13 protein-coding genes are annotated in these 17,353 nt (G+C 55.1%); all 13 read left to right on the top strand.

Translation table 11 applies throughout. The features are described 5' to 3' along the window. The first annotated feature begins 109 nt into the window (after window positions 1-109). The 13 genes from PSQ90_RS00520 (at window position 110) to fusA (ending at window position 17,334) form a co-directional block, all read left to right on the top strand. Complete coding sequence (locus PSQ90_RS00520) at window positions 110-982, top strand: sterol desaturase family protein (RefSeq protein WP_282211500.1); 873 nt, start codon at window positions 110-112, stop codon at window positions 980-982. Window positions 983-1,042: 60 nt separating this feature from the next. Continuing rightward, the gene (gene secE / locus PSQ90_RS17080; protein ID WP_407648142.1) at window positions 1,043-1,381 is read left to right on the top strand and encodes a preprotein translocase subunit SecE; all 339 of its coding nucleotides are present in this window, start codon (window positions 1,043-1,045) and stop codon (window positions 1,379-1,381) included. A gap of 36 nt (window positions 1,382-1,417) precedes the next feature. Next, window positions 1,418-1,948 (top strand): transcription termination/antitermination protein NusG, encoded by a 531-nt coding sequence (gene nusG / locus PSQ90_RS00510; RefSeq protein WP_282211499.1) that lies wholly within the window; start codon window positions 1,418-1,420, stop codon window positions 1,946-1,948. 130 nt (window positions 1,949-2,078) lie between these two features. Then, window positions 2,079-2,507, top strand: a complete 429-nt coding sequence (gene rplK / locus PSQ90_RS00505; RefSeq protein ID WP_282211498.1) for a 50S ribosomal protein L11 — start codon at window positions 2,079-2,081, stop codon at window positions 2,505-2,507. 3 nt (window positions 2,508-2,510) lie between these two features. Then, window positions 2,511-3,203, top strand: coding sequence for a 50S ribosomal protein L1 (gene rplA / locus PSQ90_RS00500; RefSeq protein ID WP_282211497.1), 693 nt, complete (start codon window positions 2,511-2,513; stop codon window positions 3,201-3,203). A 320-nt stretch (window positions 3,204-3,523) separates the two neighbouring features. Next, window positions 3,524-4,045, top strand: coding sequence for a 50S ribosomal protein L10 (gene rplJ, locus PSQ90_RS00495; RefSeq protein ID WP_282211496.1), 522 nt, complete (start codon window positions 3,524-3,526; stop codon window positions 4,043-4,045). Window positions 4,046-4,111: 66 nt separating this feature from the next. Next, window positions 4,112-4,483 (top strand): 50S ribosomal protein L7/L12, encoded by a 372-nt coding sequence (gene rplL / locus PSQ90_RS00490; RefSeq protein ID WP_282211495.1) that lies wholly within the window; start codon window positions 4,112-4,114, stop codon window positions 4,481-4,483. Between the two features lie 219 nt (window positions 4,484-4,702). Next, on the top strand, window positions 4,703-8,878 hold the full coding sequence (rpoB, locus tag PSQ90_RS00485) for a DNA-directed RNA polymerase subunit beta (RefSeq protein ID WP_282211494.1): 4,176 nt from the start codon (window positions 4,703-4,705) through the stop codon (window positions 8,876-8,878). Window positions 8,879-8,956: 78 nt separating this feature from the next. Further along, the gene (gene rpoC, locus PSQ90_RS00480; protein WP_282211493.1) at window positions 8,957-13,180 is read left to right on the top strand and encodes a DNA-directed RNA polymerase subunit beta'; all 4,224 of its coding nucleotides are present in this window, start codon (window positions 8,957-8,959) and stop codon (window positions 13,178-13,180) included. A gap of 72 nt (window positions 13,181-13,252) precedes the next feature. Further along, window positions 13,253-13,918 (top strand): O-methyltransferase, encoded by a 666-nt coding sequence (locus PSQ90_RS00475; protein WP_282211492.1) that lies wholly within the window; start codon window positions 13,253-13,255, stop codon window positions 13,916-13,918. 458 nt (window positions 13,919-14,376) lie between these two features. Next, window positions 14,377-14,748: a 30S ribosomal protein S12 gene (gene rpsL / locus PSQ90_RS00470; protein WP_282211491.1), complete on the top strand. Its 372-nt coding sequence runs from the start codon at window positions 14,377-14,379 to the stop codon at window positions 14,746-14,748. A 12-nt stretch (window positions 14,749-14,760) separates the two neighbouring features. Next, complete coding sequence (rpsG, locus tag PSQ90_RS00465; RefSeq protein ID WP_282211490.1) at window positions 14,761-15,231, top strand: 30S ribosomal protein S7; 471 nt, start codon at window positions 14,761-14,763, stop codon at window positions 15,229-15,231. A gap of 12 nt (window positions 15,232-15,243) precedes the next feature. Continuing rightward, on the top strand, window positions 15,244-17,334 hold the full coding sequence (gene fusA / locus PSQ90_RS00460; RefSeq protein WP_282211489.1) for an elongation factor G: 2,091 nt from the start codon (window positions 15,244-15,246) through the stop codon (window positions 17,332-17,334). Window positions 17,335-17,353 lie beyond the last annotated feature (19 nt).

Raw genomic sequence — 17,353 nt, 5'->3', positions numbered from 1 at the left:
GCGACCGGACCCCGCCCGGCTGGGTTGCCATGCTGATCTTCTCGATTGATCAAATCGCAATAGTTTTGCGATCAAAATGCATTTCTATCGAATTTTGGGAATCAATTGGATGCAGGACATTTGGAATTACGCAGGCCAGCAATTGGGTCAGGTGATCTATGCGCTGCTTCCCTTGCCCGTTTTCATTCTGCTTGCCCTGGCAACCAAAGGGCGTAGCGTCATTGCCGATATCAGGAACTACGCGCCCGAATCCAAAATTGCGGTGCTGATGTTGACGTTGGACGCAGCACTGGTGGCGCCCGTTCTTGTTCTCATTTCACTCGCCATGGCAGGGATCGTCCAGCAGTTCGGCCCGACCCATGCGCTCGCAGCGATTTGGCTTGCCGCCCCACCTGCCGTCGTCGCGCTGTTGGCCGTGTTCTTAGGTGACATGATCGGATATTGGCGGCATCGGCTGGAGCACACGACGCTCCTCTGGCCCTCCCATGCCATTCATCACAGCGACACGGCCATGACCTGGCTGGCCATATTCCGGTTTCATCCGTTCAATCGGCTTTCCACCTTCATTATAGACGCGACCATTTTGATGGCCCTCGGCCTGCCGCCTTACGCTATTTTGGTCAACGGGCTGGTCCGTCACTATTATGGCGCCTTCATCCACGCCGACTTGCCGTGGACCTATGGCAAGATCTTCGGCAAGATTTTCGTATCCCCCGCCATGCATCGTTGGCACCACGCACTTGATCCGGCGGCCTTCAACACCAATTTCACCACCGTGTTCTCATTTATCGACCTGATGTTCGGCACCCGTCGTGTACCCGGTCCTTGCGACATTGCCCTTGGCGTGTCCGATGACATGGCGCCCGGTTTCATGGGGCAGGTGCTCCATCCCCTGAAGCCCAGTTCCTACGCGCCCTATCGAAATTGGCGGCGTAAGGTGGGGCAGGGTAAAGCTGCGGTGCAACGCCGCCGCCCCGGTTGACCTCTTCTCCGGATTTGAGCGCCGATGACTTGAAATTGTCTCGTCAGCGACCATCTACAGTTGCTGCGTGCACAATTTGGGGATAATTTCCGATGCCAACTGTTGCATTTGACGCGTAACTTCTCTAGATACCCCATTTCCAGCCGTGCGGTTAACTGCGCGGCCTTTGGTTTTGCATTAAAACTCAAACGAGTTGATTCTGCTTATGGCCCGTACGAACCCGATTATTTTTTTCAACAGGTCCGCACGGAAGTTTCCAAGGTTACTTGGCCCGGACGCAACGAGGTGGTCGTTTCCACCATCATGGTTCTGGTGCTCGTTATTGCGGCTAGCTTATTCTTTCTGTTGGCAGATCAGATCATCTCGTGGTTGGTCTCGTTGATGCTGTCGATCCGCTAAGGCGGCCAATACTAATATCAGGAGCGGCGACGCGGCATGGCCAAACGCTGGTATATCGTTCAGGCTTACAGCAATTTTGAACGCAAGGTAAAAGAGGCAATCCTCGAAAAGGTTGCCCAAACCAAGCTTGAGCATCTTTTCGAAGATGTGATTGTCCCGACCGAAAAGGTCGTCGAAGTTCGTCGTGGCCGCAAGGTTGATGCGGAACGCAAGTTTTTTCCAGGCTATGTTCTGGTGAAGATGGAAATGACCGATCAGGCCTTCCACCTCATCAAGAATACGCCAAAAGTCACGGGCTTTTTGGGCTCGGACAACAAGCCGATGCCGATCTCGGAAAAGGAAGCCATGTCGATCCTGCAGCAGGTGCAGGACGGCGTCGAGCATCCAAAACCTTCGATCAGCTTCGAAGTGGGCGAAAGCGTCCGCGTTTCGGATGGTCCCTTCGCCAGCTTCAACGGTGTGGTTGAGGAAGTTGATGAAGAGCGGGCACGCCTCAAGGTTGAGGTTTCAATTTTCGGGAGGCCGACACCGGTCGAACTCGAATATGGTCAGGTCGAAAAGGTCTGATCAAACTGCCGGGGCGTATGTTCCGGCAAAATCTGTGGGAGAGGGCGGTCGCTGCCAAGCGCTCGCATGCAACTCGAACCACAGCGTCAAACGGTTCGCCTGACAGCGGACAAAATTGGATAGGACGATTATGGCAAAGAAAATCGTTGGCTACGTAAAGCTTCAGGTGCCTGCCGCTTCGGCTACACCATCCCCGCCAATTGGCCCCGCATTGGGTCAGCGCGGTCTTAACATCATGGAATTCTGCAAGGCCTTCAATGCGTCGACGCAGGAAATGGAAAAGGGTTCGCCCATTCCGGTCGTGATCACTGCCTATGCTGACAAGAGCTTCACCTTTACCATGAAGCAGCCGCCCGTCAGCTACTTCATCAAGAAGGCCGTTAACCTCAAGTCCGGCAGCAAGCTGCCAGGTAAGGAAAGCGCCGGCACCATTACTGTCGCTCAGCTGCGCGAAATCGCGGAAAAGAAGCTGAAGGATCTCAACGCCGATAACGTCGATGCTGCTGTATCGATGATTGCTGGCTCTGCCCGTTCCATGGGCATTCAGGTCGAGGGTTGATAGATGGCACACGTCGGTAAGAAATTGGTCAAGGCCCGCGAAGGCATCGACCGCAACAAGCTCTACAAGCTCGACGAGGCCGTCAAGATGGTCAAGTCGCGCGCTACCTCGAAATTCGATGAAACCATCGAGATTGCCATCAATCTTGGTGTTGATCCCCGTCACGCCGACCAGATGGTCCGTGGCGTCGTCACCCTGCCGAACGGCACGGGCAAGAATGTTCGCGTTGCCGTGTTCGCCAAGGATGCCAAGGCAGATGAAGCCAGGGCCGCTGGCGCCGATATCGTTGGTGCTGAAGACCTGATGGAACAGATTCAGGCTGGCAAGATCGATTTCGATCGTTGCATTGCTACCCCGGACATGATGCCCCTCGTTGGTCGTCTCGGTAAGATCCTCGGGCCACGCAACCTGATGCCGAACCCAAAGGTTGGCACGGTTACGCCTGACGTCGCTGGTGCGGTCAAGGCCGCCAAGGGCGGTGCCGTTGAATACCGCGTCGAAAAGGCCGGTATCCTGCACGCCGGTGTTGGTAAAGCCTCGTTCACCGAAGAAGCCCTGCTTGAAAACATCAAGGCTTTCACCGACGCGGTTCACAAGTCAAAGCCAGCTGGTGCCAAGGGTACTTACGTAAAACGCGTAGCTGTGTCCTCGACCATGGGCCCAGGCGTACACGTCGAACCAGCTTCGGCGCATTAATTAGCAGTTTTGGGCGGCGATGCCGCCCGAAACGTTAGCACTCTGCTAGCAGATGCTAACGAAAAGTCCTGTCCGAGACTGCCGGTGCTAACCGATCCGGGTTAGCTTAATGCCAATTTGGTGCCAGCATAGATGGGGTGAAGACCACAAGATTTCAGCTCCTTTTGGAGCCGGTGTTTTGCGGTACGAACCAGGCCAGTTGTCCTTCGGGGCATCGGTTGACAGGCGTTAAACCGTTGTTTTGACTGTCTTTCGAGACGCAGGACAATAATTGGCAACGGTCCGGTGTACTTTAGCCGGGCTTAATGTGGAGACTTGCAGTGGATAGAGCGGAAAAGCGTGAGCTTGTCGCATCGCTTCAGTCAACCCTTTCGGGTGCTGGATCGATCGTACTTGCGCAGAACGCCGGTCTGAATGTCGCCGCCCTTGAATCGCTTCGCCGCGACATCAAACAGGCTGGTGGACAGGTCAAGATCGCAAAAAACCGTCTTGCCAAGCTTGCTCTTAACGAAACCGACAATGCGGACATGTCGGCCCTGTTTACCGGGCCGATCGTCATTGCATATGCGGATGACCCCATGACTGCGCCGAAGATTGCGGCAAAGTTTGCTGAAAAGAACGCTAAATATGTCGTTCTTGGTGGCGCCATGGGCCAAACCGCACTTGACGCCGATAGCGTCAAGGCACTGTCGACCATGCCGTCGCTCGACGAACTTCGCGCCACGCTTGCCGGGATGCTCAAGCAGCCCGCTACGCGTATCGCCTCGGTTGTCGTGGCACCGGCTGGTGGTATCGCCCGTCTGTTGTCCGCTCACGCGGAAAAGAGCAACGAAGCAGCTTAAACCTGGGCCCCTCGGGGCTTTCCACGGTTCATACCGTAACAACCTGTACAAAGAGAGATTTATCAAATGGCTGATCTCGCCAAAATCGTCGACGACCTGTCTGCCTTGACCGTTCTGGAAGCTTCCGAGCTTTCCAAGATGCTTGAAGAAAAATGGGGCGTTTCGGCTGCCGCACCAGTTGCTGTTGCTGCCGCAGGCGGTGCTCCTGCTGCTGCCGCCGAAGAAAAGACCGAATTTGATGTTGTTCTTGCCTCGTTCGGCGACAACAAGATCAACGTCATCAAGGAAGTTCGTGGCATCACCGGCCTCGGCCTGGGTGAAGCCAAGGCATTGGTTGAAGCTGCTCCAAAGACCATCAAGGAAGCAGCATCCAAGGCTGAAGCTGAAGAAATCAAGACCAAGCTGGAAGCAGCTGGTGCCAAGGTTGAACTCAAGTAGTTCGTCTTGTCTAATTCTGGGGCGGCGTTTCGGCGCCGCTCCGATCCCTCCGTCCGCGTGAATATTTGGACGGATCGTCGCGCTCAGGGGCGTGGGACGAGAGTTGCGGAACGCGTTTAACTACCCTTTCACAAGGGCAAATGTCCCGATATCCGACGGCTGATAGTCGGGTCTTTGGACATTTGCCTCCGAGACAATCGCAGAGAAACAGGAGCTTTTATGGCTACCACTTTCAACGGCCGCCGCAAGGTACGCAAATCTTTCGGCAGCATTCGCGAAGTCACGGAGATGCCCAATCTGATCGAGGTCCAGAAAGCCTCCTATGATCAGTTTCTTCTCGTTGACGAGCCCGCTGGCGGGCGCGGCGACGAGGGGCTTCAGTCCGTCTTCAGATCCGTATTTCCGATCACCGATTTTTCGGGCACGGCCTCGCTCGAATTCGTTCGCTACGAATTTGAAGCGCCCAAGTATGACATTGATGAATGTCGCGCCCGCGATATCACTTTCGCCGCGCCACTCAAGGTCACATTGCGGCTGATCGTATTTGAAGTTGACGAAGAAACTGGCGCCAAGTCCGTCAAGGACATCAAGGAGCAGGACGTCTATATGGGCGACATGCCCTTCATGACGTCTAATGGTACCTTTATTGTCAACGGCACCGAACGCGTTATCGTCTCCCAGATGCACCGTTCGCCCGGCGTGTTCTTTGACCATGACAAGGGCAAGACCCATTCGTCGGGCAAACTGTTGTTTGCTGGTCGGATCATTCCTTATCGCGGTTCCTGGCTCGATATCGAATTTGATGCCAAGGACGTTGTCTTTGCGCGCATCGATCGCCGCCGGAAGATCCCGGTTACCTCGTTGCTCAAGGCCCTTGGCATGGATGCCGAGGAAATCCTCGACACCTATTACAACAAGGTTATCTACGAAAAGACCGACAAGGGTTGGCGGAAGCCTTACGATCCAGAGAAAATGAAGGGCGCAAAGCCCACTCATGATCTGATCGACGCCAAGACTGGTGATGTTGTCCACGAAGGTGGAAAGAAGCTATCGCCACGTCAGGCCAAGAAACTTGCTGAAAATGGTTTGACCCATCTCATGGCAGTCGATGAAGATCTCATCGGCATGTATATTGCTGAAGATGTGATCAACCTGCAGACCGGCGAAGTTTATGTCGAAGCCGGCGATGAGCTGGAGCTGGTAGTGGACCCCAAGACTGGGGAGCGCAAAGGCAATCTGGTCACGCTAATGGAAGCCGGGTTCACCGAGCTGCCATTGCTCGATATCGACCACATCACGGTTGGTGCCTACATCCGCAATACTTTGGCCGTTGACAAGAACGAGAGCCGCGAAGACGCGCTCTTCGATATCTACCGTGTCATGCGTCCGGGCGAGCCCCCAACCATTGAAACGGCAGAAGCCATGTTCAATTCGCTGTTTTTTGACAGCGAACGCTATGACCTGTCCGCAGTTGGTCGCGTCAAGATGAACATGCGTCTTGAGCTTGATGCGCCCGATACGCAGCGCACCTTGCGTAAGGAAGATATTGTTGAAGTCGTCCGTACGCTGGTTGACCTGCGTGACGGCCGCGGCGAGATCGACGACATTGACAACCTTGGCAATCGCCGGGTGCGTTCAGTTGGCGAGCTTATGGAAAATTCATATCGCCTCGGCCTGCTGCGCATGGAGCGTGCGATCAAGGAACGCATGTCATCGGTCGAAATCGACACGGTAATGCCTCAGGATCTGATCAATGCCAAACCGGCCGCGGCCGCTGTTCGTGAGTTCTTCGGATCATCGCAGCTCAGCCAGTTCATGGATCAGACCAATCCGCTGTCCGAAATCACCCACAAGCGCCGCCTGTCGGCTCTTGGGCCAGGTGGTTTGACCCGCGAGCGTGCCGGATTTGAAGTGCGTGACGTGCATCCGACCCACTATGGTCGTATTTGCCCGATTGAAACACCAGAAGGACCAAACATTGGTCTGATCAACTCACTGGCAACATTTGCGCGCGTCAACAAGTATGGCTTTATCGAAACGCCTTATCGCAAGGTCATTGACGGCAAAATCACCGATACCGTGGTTTATCTGTCGGCGATGGAAGAGGCCAAGCACTACGTCGCTCAAGCCAATGCGTCGATCAATGAAGGCGGCGAGTTTGCCGACGATCTGCTGACCGCGCGCCATGCGGGCGACGTGATCCTGACGCCGCGCGAAACCGTCGACTTGATGGACGTGTCGCCAAAGCAGCTGGTTTCGGTCGCCGCTTCGCTGATCCCGTTCCTCGAAAACGACGACGCCAACCGTGCTCTGATGGGTTCGAACATGCAGCGTCAGGCCGTGCCACTGTTGCGGGCACATGCCCCTTTCGTTGGCACCGGCATGGAAGCTGTGGTTGCTCGTGATTCCGGCGCGGCGATTGTCGCCAAGCGCAAGGGTATTGTTGATCAGGTTGATGCGACCCGTATCGTAATTCGGGCCACTGAAGAGACCGACGCCTCCAAGACCGGCGTTGATATCTACAATCTGATGAAGTTCCAGCGTTCAAACCAGTCCACCTGCATCAATCAGCGTCCGCTGGTTGTGGTTGGTGACCACGTCAATGCTGGCGATATCGTCGCTGATGGTCCCTCGACCGATTTGGGCGATTTGGCTCTCGGCCGTAACGTGCTGGTCGCGTTCATGCCTTGGAATGGCTACAACTTCGAAGACTCCATCCTTCTGAGCGAAAAAATCGCCATGCAGGACGTCTTCACCTCGATCCATATCGAGGAATATGAAGTTATGGCCCGCGACACCAAGCTTGGTCCTGAAGAAATCACGCGCGACATTCCCAATGTGTCGGAAGAAGCGCTGAAAAATTTGGACGAAGCCGGAATCGTGCACATTGGCGCGGAGGTTGCGCCTGGCGATATTCTGGTCGGCAAGATTACGCCAAAGGGTGAAAGCCCGATGACGCCGGAAGAAAAGCTTCTGCGCGCCATCTTCGGTGAAAAGGCTTCTGACGTCCGTGATACCTCGCTGCGGGTTCCTCCGGGCGATGCTGGTACTGTTGTTGAAGTGCGCGTGTTCAATCGCCACGGCATCGACAAAGACGAACGTGCCATGGCCATCGAACGCGAGGAAATCGAGCGTTTGGCCAAGGACCGTGACGATGAGCAGTCCATTCTTGACCGCAACGTCTACGCGCGTCTCAAGGAAATGCTGTTCGGCAAGGCCGCAACGGCCGGTCCAAAGGGCTACGTTGTCGGCACCAAGCTCAATGACCAGATGTTTGAGGCTCAGCCCCGCTCGAAATGGTGGCAGTTTGCAGTCGAAGACGACAGGGTCATGACCGAGATGGAAGCCTTGCACGCCCAGTATGAGGAAAGCCGTCGTCTGCTGGAACAGCGATTTATCGACAAGGTCGACAAGCTGCAGCGCGGTGACGAATTGTCGCCCGGCGTCATGAAGATGGTCAAAGTCTTCATCGCCACCAAGCGCAAGATTCAGCCCGGTGACAAGATGGCTGGTCGTCACGGCAACAAGGGTGTGGTTAGCCGCATCGTGCCAGTTGAGGACATGCCTTACCTTGAAGACGGAACGCACGTTGATATCGTGCTTAACCCGCTTGGTGTGCCGTCGCGCATGAATGTTGGTCAGATCCTTGAGACCCATCTGGGTTGGGCCTGTGCCGGCATGGGTCGCAAGATCGATGAGATGTTGCGCGTCTATCATGCCAAGGGCGATCTCAAACCGCTCAAGACTGAAGTGCTGAACCTGTTTGACGGCGATACCAGCATCACTGATCTCGACGATGACAGCATGGTCCGCCTCGGTGAGCATCTGAGCAAAGGCGTTTCAATTGCGACGCCAGTGTTCGATGGTGCCAAGGAAGCGGACATCGTGGAAATGCTGGAGCGGGCAGGGCTTAAGGGCTCGGGCCAGTCCACAGTCTACGACGGTCGTACCGGTGAACAGTTCGATCGGCAGGTTACGGTTGGGTATATCTATATGCTCAAGCTTGACCACCTTGTTGACAACAAGATCCACGCGCGCTCGATCGGTCCTTACTCGCTCGTTACCCAGCAGCCGCTGGGCGGCAAGGCGCAGTTCGGCGGACAGCGTTTCGGCGAGATGGAAGTGTGGGCGCTCGAAGCCTATGGCGCTGCCTACACCCTGCAGGAAATGCTGACCATCAAGTCGGACGACGTGGCGGGCCGTACCAAGGTCTACGAAGCCATCGTACGCGGCGACGATACATTCGACGCTGGCATCCCGGAAAGCTTCAATGTTCTGGTCAAGGAAATCCGTTCTCTTGGCCTCAACGTCGAACTCGACATGCGCGAGATCGAAGCACCGGATGACGACGCGGCGGAAGCGGAGCTCGCACCTCCTCAGGAAGCGGCGGAATAATCCGGCACTTCCTAACCACATTCACTTCCGAAAGGGTCCGGGTTGCGGCCCGGACCTGACGGAAAGAGGAGAGAATTGATGAATCATCATTCCCACGTCATGGACCCATTCAATCCAGCGGTTCCGGCGCAGACCTTCGATCAGATGAAGATCAATATCGCCAGCCCCGAGAAAATTCTCTCGTGGTCCTTCGGCGAGATCAAAAAGCCTGAAACCATCAACTATCGTACGTTCAAGCCAGAACGTGACGGCCTGTTTTGCGCGCGCATTTTTGGCCCCGTAAAGGACTATGAATGCCTATGCGGCAAGTACAAGCGGATGAAGTTCAAGGGCGTTATCTGCGAGAAGTGCGGCGTTGAAGTTACGCTGAGCCGCGTTCGTCGCGAGCGCATGGGCCATATTGAATTGGCCGCGCCCGTTGCGCATATCTGGTTCCTGAAGTCTCTGCCTTCCCGTATCGCGCTGCTGCTCGATATGACTCTGAAGGACATTGAACGCATCCTGTACTTTGAGAACTATGTGGTTCTCGATCCGGGCCTGACCCCGTTCACCCAGCACGAGCTGATGAGCGAAGAACAGTTTCTCGATGCGCAGGACGAATACGGCGGCGACAGCTTCACAGCCAAGATTGGTGCTGAAGCCATCCGCGATATTCTTCTGGCACTTGATCTGGAAAAGATTGCTGCGCAGCTGCGTATCGAAATCGCTGAAGCAACCACCGAGCTGAAGCCAAAGAAGCTGGCCAAGCGCCTCAAGATCGTCGAACAGTTCATCGTTTCCGGCAACAAGCCTGAATGGATGATCATGACGGTCATTCCCGTCATTCCGCCCGAGTTGCGCCCGCTGGTGCCGCTGGATGGCGGTCGCTTTGCAACGTCTGATCTGAACGATCTTTATCGCCGCGTTATCAACCGGAACAACCGTTTGAAGCGCCTGATCGAGTTGCGTGCGCCTGACATCATCATCCGCAACGAAAAGCGCATGCTGCAGGAAGCCGTTGACGCTCTGTTCGACAATGGCCGCCGTGGCCGCACTATTACTGGCGCCAATAAACGTCCGCTCAAGTCACTGTCCGACATGCTCAAGGGCAAGCAGGGCCGTTTCCGTCAGAACCTGCTCGGCAAGCGCGTCGATTATTCGGGACGTTCGGTTATTACCGTTGGTCCGAACCTCAAGTTGCATCAGTGCGGGTTGCCCAAGAAGATGGCGCTCGAGTTGTTCAAGCCATTCATCTACTCGCGTCTGGAAGCCAAAGGCTTCTCTTCGACGGTGAAGCAGGCCAAAAAGCTGGTCGAGAAGGAAAAGCCCGAAGTCTGGGATATCCTTGACGAAGTGATCCGCGAGCATCCGGTTCTCCTGAACCGTGCACCCACGCTGCATCGTCTTGGTATTCAGGCGTTTGAGCCCATCCTGATTGAAGGTAAGGCCATTCAGCTCCATCCACTCGTCTGTTCGGCCTTCAATGCTGACTTTGACGGAGATCAGATGGCTGTTCACGTGCCGCTGTCTCTCGAAGCGCAGCTCGAAGCACGCGTGCTGATGATGTCGACCAACAATATTCTGCACCCCGCCAATGGTCAGCCGATCATTGTGCCGAGTCAGGATATCGTGCTGGGGCTCTATTATTTGTCGCTGATGAACGACAATGAACCCGGCGAAGGCATGGCCTTTGCGTCGATGGGCGAATTGGAGCAGGCGCTGGAAAATGGCATTGTTACCATGCACACCAAGATCAAGGGTCGTGTGCATTCCTTTGACGAGGAAGGCAATCCGCGTACAGAGATCGTGGAAACAACCCCCGGTCGTATGCTGATCGGCAAGATCCTGCCTAATCATCCGGCGGTTCCGTTCTCAACGGCCAACCAGTTGATGACCAAAAAGATGATCTCCAAGATGATCGACACGGTTTACCGTGGCTGCGGTCAGAAAGAGACAGTTATTTTCTGCGACCGCGTCATGCAGCTTGGTTTTACCAACGCATGTAAGGCTGGTATCTCGTTCGGCAAGGATGACATGGTCATTCCGCCTTCCAAATATACGATCGTTGATGCGGCCCGTAAGCAGGTTGAGGAATTCGAGCAGCAGTACAATGACGGCCTGATCACTCAGGGCGAAAAGTACAACAAGGTCGTCGATGCCTGGGCCAAGTGTGGTGACAAGGTCGCCGATGAGATGATGGACGCTATTCGTACCGTTCAGATCGACAAGGAAACCGGACGTCAAAAGCCGATCAATTCGGTTTACATGATGAGCCATTCCGGGGCGCGCGGTTCGCCTGCCCAGATGAAGCAGCTAGCCGGCATGCGTGGTCTGATGGCTCGTCCGGATGGATCGATCATTGAGACGCCAATTACCGCAAACTTCAAGGAAGGTCTGACCGTTCTTGAGTACTTCAACTCCACCCACGGTGCGCGTAAAGGGCTGGCGGATACGGCGTTGAAAACGGCAAACTCTGGCTATCTGACCCGTCGCTTGGTCGACGTGGCTCAGGACGCAATCATTGTCGCTACCGATTGCGGCACCGAGCGCGGCCTGACCATGGAGCCAATCGTCGATGCAGGCCAGGTCGTTGCCTCGATTGGGCAACGCGTACTCGGCCGTACGGCGGCCGACGACATCAACCATCCTTTGACTGGTGATCTGATTGCCGCCAAGGGCACTCTACTGGAAGAAAAGCATATCGACGTCATCGAAGATGCCCGCATCCAGTCAATCCGCATCCGTTCGCCTCTGACCTGCGATATGCGTCAGGGCACCTGTGCGGCTTGCTATGGTCGCGATCTGGCCCGGGGTACTCCGGTGAACATGGGCGAAGCCGTTGGTGTTATTGCGGCGCAGTCGATCGGTGAACCCGGCACCCAGTTGACCATGCGTACGTTCCACATTGGTGGTACCGCACAGGTTGTTGACAGTTCGTTCCTGGAGTCGGGTGCGGAAGGCAAGATTACAATTCGTAATCCGAATGTGGTCAAGGTCGCTGGCGGGCAACTGGTCGTCATGGCCCGTAACGTGTCCCTCGCGATCCTTGATGCCGACGGCAAGGAACGGACTAGCCACAAGGTGGCTTATGGTTCCAAGCTACTGGTCAAGGAAAATGATCAGGTTCGTCGCGGCCAGCGTCTGGCTGAATGGGATCCGTACACCCGTCCAATTCTTGCTGAAGTCGACGGGGAAGTGCTGTTTGAGGATCTTGTCGACGGCTCATCGGTTGCAGAAAATACCGATGAGGCAACGGGCTTCACCAAGCGCGTTGTTATCGACTGGCGGACCAACCAGCGTGGTGACGGCCTGCGTCCAGCGTTGGCCATTGCCCGCTCGGGTGAGGTGGTCAAGGTTGATCGAGGCGGCGAAGCTCGCTATCTGCTTTCTGTCGATGCGGTTCTCAATGTTGAGCCAGGTGAGAAAGTCTCGCCCGGAGACGTGTTGGCCCGTATTCCTCTGGAAAGTGCCAAGACCAAGGACATCACGGGCGGTCTGCCGCGCGTGGCGGAACTGTTCGAGGCACGTCGTCCCAAGGATCACGCCATCATCGCCGAAATCGACGGCATCATTGGCTTCGGGCGCGATTACAAGAACAAGCGTCGCGTCGTGATCAAGCCGCACGACGAAGGTGCCGATCCGGTCGAATATCTGATCCCGAAGGGCAAGCCTTTCCATCTTCAGGAAGGCGATACCATCGAAAAGGGCGAATATATTCTCGACGGCAATCCAGCGCCGCACGACATTCTGGCCATCAAGGGCGTCGAAGAGCTTGCTCGTTACCTCGTCAATGAAATCCAGGAAGTTTATCGTTTGCAGGGCGTTCTGATTAACGACAAACATATTGAAGTGATTGTTCGTCAGATGCTGCAGAAGGTCGAGATCGTTGATCCGGGTGAAAGTGGTCTTCTCAAGGATGAGCAGCTCGATAAGCTCGACTTTGACGAACTTAACGACGCCCTGGTTGCTGAAGGTAAGAAGCCGGCAACGGCCAATCCGGTCCTGCTTGGTATCACCAAAGCCTCGCTGCAGACACGATCATTCATCTCGGCGGCGTCCTTCCAGGAAACGACCCGTGTACTGACTGAAGCAGCCGTTTCTGGCAAAGCCGACCTGTTGGAAGGTCTCAAGGAAAACGTGATTGTTGGACGACTGATCCCGGCCGGTACCGGTGCTGGAATTTCGTCGGCCAAGATGATTGCTACGAAGCGTGACGATCTGATCCTTGATGAACGTCGTCGTCAGGCAAATACAGCCGCACTCGCTGCACCAGAGGCGTCGACACCCGCTGAGGCAGAAGCTGAAGAAACTGCCGCTGAATAGCGATAGCAAACATGATTTGGAAGAGGGGGCCTAGGCCCCCTTTTTTATTTCTGACTTGGGGAGGAAAAGTAAGTGAGCGCAAAACTTTGGGCCGATGTGGACCGCTACATTGCGGAAAAGTTGATACCTGCCAATGCCGCACTGGATGCAACATTGGCAAGCAATCATGCCGAGGGACTTCCGGCCATTGATGTCTCGGCCGCGCAGGGGAAACTGCTCCACTTGTTGGTCCGTATGTGCCGAGCGCGCCGCGTGCTCGAAATCGGTACGCTCGGCGGCTACTCAACTATCTGGATGGCGCGGGCGTTGCCCTCTGACGGTAAAGTCACAACACTGGAATTTGAGCCGCACCACGTCGCAGTGGCCAAAACCAATATTGAACGGGCGGGCCTAAGCTCTATGGTCGACATCCGTGTCGGCAATGCAGTCGATACGCTGCCACTTCTGGCCAGCGAGGTCGCCGAACCATTCGACTTCATTTTCATTGATGCTGACAAGCCGAGTAACCCCGATTATCTTGATTGGGCGATGAAGCTATCTCGTCGGGGTACCGTCATTGTCTGTGACAATGTGATCCGGGGCGGAGGGGTAATTGACCCGGAAAGTACCGACGCCAACATCAATGGCGCGCGAGCTGCATTCGACACTTTGAGTCGCCAGAACCGAATTGAATCGACGGCCCTGCAGACGGTGGGTGCCAAGGGATACGACGGATTCGCAATCGGTATCGTACGATAGCAGTTGAGTTCACTGCAACGCGTGGATCTACGCTGACGATGAAGAACGGCGACAGCCACCGAATTGGGGCTGGGAACCGCCAAATCCTATGGACGGATTGTGAATTATCCGTCCAGCGGCGGGATTTGAAGGCCATCACTTCCAAAAGCATGACAGCTACGCATTTTCTTGGGAAAGAATCCTTGACGGAACGAGTCACCCGCAGTAAACAGCGCCTACCTTAGCGGTCGGTCGTGAATGTCGCTATGGGTTCCTGCCATCTTGCGCGGGCATCCAGGACACTCAAACACACTGGTGGGTAGATAGACGAAGCAAATCCTTGTGCGCAAGAACGTAGCTCCTTTCGGAGCCCGGTCCGCTGCAACTAAGGCGCCGCCGTTCCCTGTAGGGCATGCGCGAGCGCCGTTTTGGTTTGCTTTGTTGTGATCGCAATGAATTTGGACGATGGAAAGAGCTCAATGCCCACCATTAATCAGCTGATCCGCAAACCACGCGCCAGCAAGCCAAAGCGGAACAAAGTTCCGGCAATGGAAGCCAATCCGCAGAAGCGCGGTGTGTGTTCGCGTGTTTATACAACGACACCAAAGAAGCCGAACTCTGCATTGCGCAAGGTTGCTAAGGTTCGCCTGACCAACCAGCGTGAAGTGATCTCCTATATCCCCGGCGAGGGACATAACCTCCAGGAGCACTCGGTTGTGCTGATTCGTGGCGGTCGCGTTCGCGATCTTCCCGGCGTCCGCTACCACGTCTTGCGCGGCGTTCTCGATACGCAGAGCGTCAAGGACCGCAGACAACGCCGTTCGAAGTACGGCGCGAAGCGTCCGAAGTAAGGAGATCGAGATATGTCCCGTCGTCACCGCGCTGAAAAACGCGACGTTATTCCTGATCCCAAGTTTGGCGATCTGGTTGTCACCAAGTTCATGAATTCACTCATGAAGGATGGCAAGAAGTCCGCTGCCGAAGGTATTGTTTATGGTGCTTTCGACATTGTCGAGGGCAAGACCAAGCAGAACCCGATCGAAGTCTTTCATACTGCGCTTGAAAACATCCGCCCATCGGTTGAAGTGCGTTCGCGCCGCGTCGGCGGTGCAACTTACCAGGTCCCTGTTGAAGTTCGTACGGACCGTCAGCAGGCATTGGCCATTCGCTGGTTAATCGATAGCGCTCGTAAGCGCGGCGAGAACACCATGCGTGAACGCCTCTCGGGCGAACTGATGGATGCGCTCAACGGGCGTGGTCAGGCCGTCAAGAAGCGCGAAGATACTCACCGGATGGCTGACGCCAACCGCGCATTCTCGCACTACCGCTGGTAGTTGGAGCTTAAAATGGCACGCGAATACGCAATCGACCACTATCGCAATTTCGGCATCATGGCTCACATTGATGCTGGCAAGACCACCACGACCGAGCGCGTCCTGTACTACACGGGCAAGTCGCACAAAATCGGTGAAGTCCATGACGGCGCTGCCACTATGGATTGGATGGAGCAGGAGCAGGAGCGTGGCATTACGATCACGTCCGCGGCCACGACGACCTTCTGGAAGGGTCGTGATGGCACTATGCACCGCTTTAATATTATCGACACACCAGGACACGTGGACTTCACCATTGAAGTAGAGCGTTCGCTGCGCGTGCTCGATGGTGCGGTTGCGTTGCTGGATGCCAATGCTGGCGTTGAGCCTCAGACCGAAACTGTTTGGCGTCAGGCCGACAAATACAATGTGCCCCGCCTCGTGTTCGTCAACAAGATGGACAAGATCGGTGCCGATTTCTATCGCTGCGTCGAAATGATCGGCTCGCGATTGGGCGCCAAGGCCGTTGTTGTTCAGCTGCCAATCGGCGCCGAGAACGAATTCAAGGGCGTTGTTGATCTGATCGAGATGAATGCTCTCGTTTGGCGTAATGAAGAACTGGGCGCTCAGTGGGACATCGTTGAGATTCCTGATGATCTCAAAGAATCTGCCGCAAAATATCGTGAGCTTATGGTTGAAGCCGCCGTCGAGATCGACGATGACGCCATGGAAGCTTACCTGAACGGCGAAGCGCCTAATAACGACACAATCCGTCGTTTGCTGCGTCGCGGTACTGTTGACGTGAAATTTTTCCCGGTCTTTGCAGGTTCGGCATTCAAGAACAAAGGCGTTCAGCCTTTGCTTGATGGCGTTATCGACTTCTTGCCGTCGCCTGCTGATATTCCAGCTATTCGCGGTATTGACGCGCGCACTGAAGAGCCTATTGAGCGTCACGCTGATGACGAAGAACCTTTGTCAATGCTGGCGTTCAAGATTGCCAACGATCCGCACATGGGTTCATTGACCTTCTGTCGTATTTACTCGGGCAAGGTAGAGCAGGGCGCGATGGTGGAAAACACCGTCAAGGAAAAACGCGAACGTATCGGTCGCATGTTCCAGATGCACGCCAACAGCCGTGAGCAGATCACTGAGGCTTTCGCCGGTGACATCGTGGCGATTGTTGGTCTAAAGGACACGACAACGGGCGATACGCTTTGCGTCGGCAGTTCGCAGGTTATTCTTGAGCGTATGATCTTCCCTGAGCCAGTTATCGATATTTCGGTTGAGCCGAAGTCAAAAGCCGATCAGGAAAAGATGGGTCTTGCCCTTAATCGCCTTGCTGCTGAAGATCCAAGCTTCCGCGTCAAATCAGACGAAGAGTCCGGCCAGACGATTATTTCGGGTATGGGCGAATTGCACCTCGATATTCTCGTTGACCGTATGCGTCGGGAGTTCAAGGTCGAGGCTAACATTGGTCAACCTCAGGTTGCCTACCGTGAAACCATTACTCGCGCTGCCAATGTGGATTATACCCACAAGAAGCAGTCGGGTGGTTCGGGCCAGTTTGCTCGCGTCAAGCTCTCCATTGAGCCGGGCGAAGTGGGCAAGGGCCTCGAATTTGTAAATGCCGTCGTTGGTGGTTCAGTTCCCAAGGAATACATTCCGGGTGTTGAAAAGGGTGTGAAATCGGTGATGGCCGCTGGGCCGTTGATCGGTTTCCCTATTGTCGACATCAAGGTTACCTTGACTGAAGGTGCATACCACGACGTCGACTCTTCGGTTCTTGCCTTTGAAATTGCCGGTCGTGCTGGTTTCGGTGAAGCCATCCGCAAAGCATCGCCAAAGATCCTTGAACCGATCATGAAGGTTGAAGTTACGACGCCAGAGGAATACATGGGCGACGTTATCGGTGACCTTAATTCACGACGTGGTCAGATCCAGGGCACTGAAAGCCGTGGGATTGTTCAGGTTGTGGATGCTTTCGTACCGCTTGCAAACATGTTCGGTTATGTGAACTCGCTGCGCTCAATGAGCCAGGGTCGTGCGCAGTACTCAATGACATTTGATCATTACGACCAGGTTCCGCAGGCAGTTGCCGACGAAGTCCAGGCCAAATACGCCTAACCAAACTCAACTCAAGATT

The sequence above is a fragment of the Devosia rhodophyticola genome, from assembly GCF_028816475.1.
In the GTDB taxonomy this organism is placed as follows: Bacteria; Pseudomonadota; Alphaproteobacteria; order Rhizobiales; family Devosiaceae; genus Devosia; species Devosia rhodophyticola.
This window is presented reverse-complemented; position numbering and strand designations above follow the sequence as displayed.

Excerpts from the sequence above, each read along its gene's own strand:
- PSQ90_RS00520 (WP_282211500.1), top strand. The coding sequence starts at position 110 with ATGCAGGACATTTGGAATTACGCAGGCCAGCAATTGGGTCAGGTGATC.
- nusG (WP_282211499.1), top strand. The coding sequence starts at position 1,418 with ATGGCCAAACGCTGGTATATCGTTCAGGCTTACAGCAATTTTGAACGC.
- rplK (WP_282211498.1), top strand. The coding sequence starts at position 2,079 with ATGGCAAAGAAAATCGTTGGCTACGTAAAGCTTCAGGTGCCTGCCGCT.
- rplA (WP_282211497.1), top strand. The coding sequence starts at position 2,511 with ATGGCACACGTCGGTAAGAAATTGGTCAAGGCCCGCGAAGGCATCGAC.
- rplL (WP_282211495.1), top strand. The coding sequence starts at position 4,112 with ATGGCTGATCTCGCCAAAATCGTCGACGACCTGTCTGCCTTGACCGTT.
- rpoB (WP_282211494.1), top strand. The coding sequence starts at position 4,703 with ATGGCTACCACTTTCAACGGCCGCCGCAAGGTACGCAAATCTTTCGGC.
- rpoC (WP_282211493.1), top strand. The coding sequence starts at position 8,957 with ATGAATCATCATTCCCACGTCATGGACCCATTCAATCCAGCGGTTCCG.
- rpsL (WP_282211491.1), top strand. The coding sequence starts at position 14,377 with ATGCCCACCATTAATCAGCTGATCCGCAAACCACGCGCCAGCAAGCCA.
- rpsG (WP_282211490.1), top strand. The coding sequence starts at position 14,761 with ATGTCCCGTCGTCACCGCGCTGAAAAACGCGACGTTATTCCTGATCCC.
- fusA (WP_282211489.1), top strand. The coding sequence starts at position 15,244 with ATGGCACGCGAATACGCAATCGACCACTATCGCAATTTCGGCATCATG.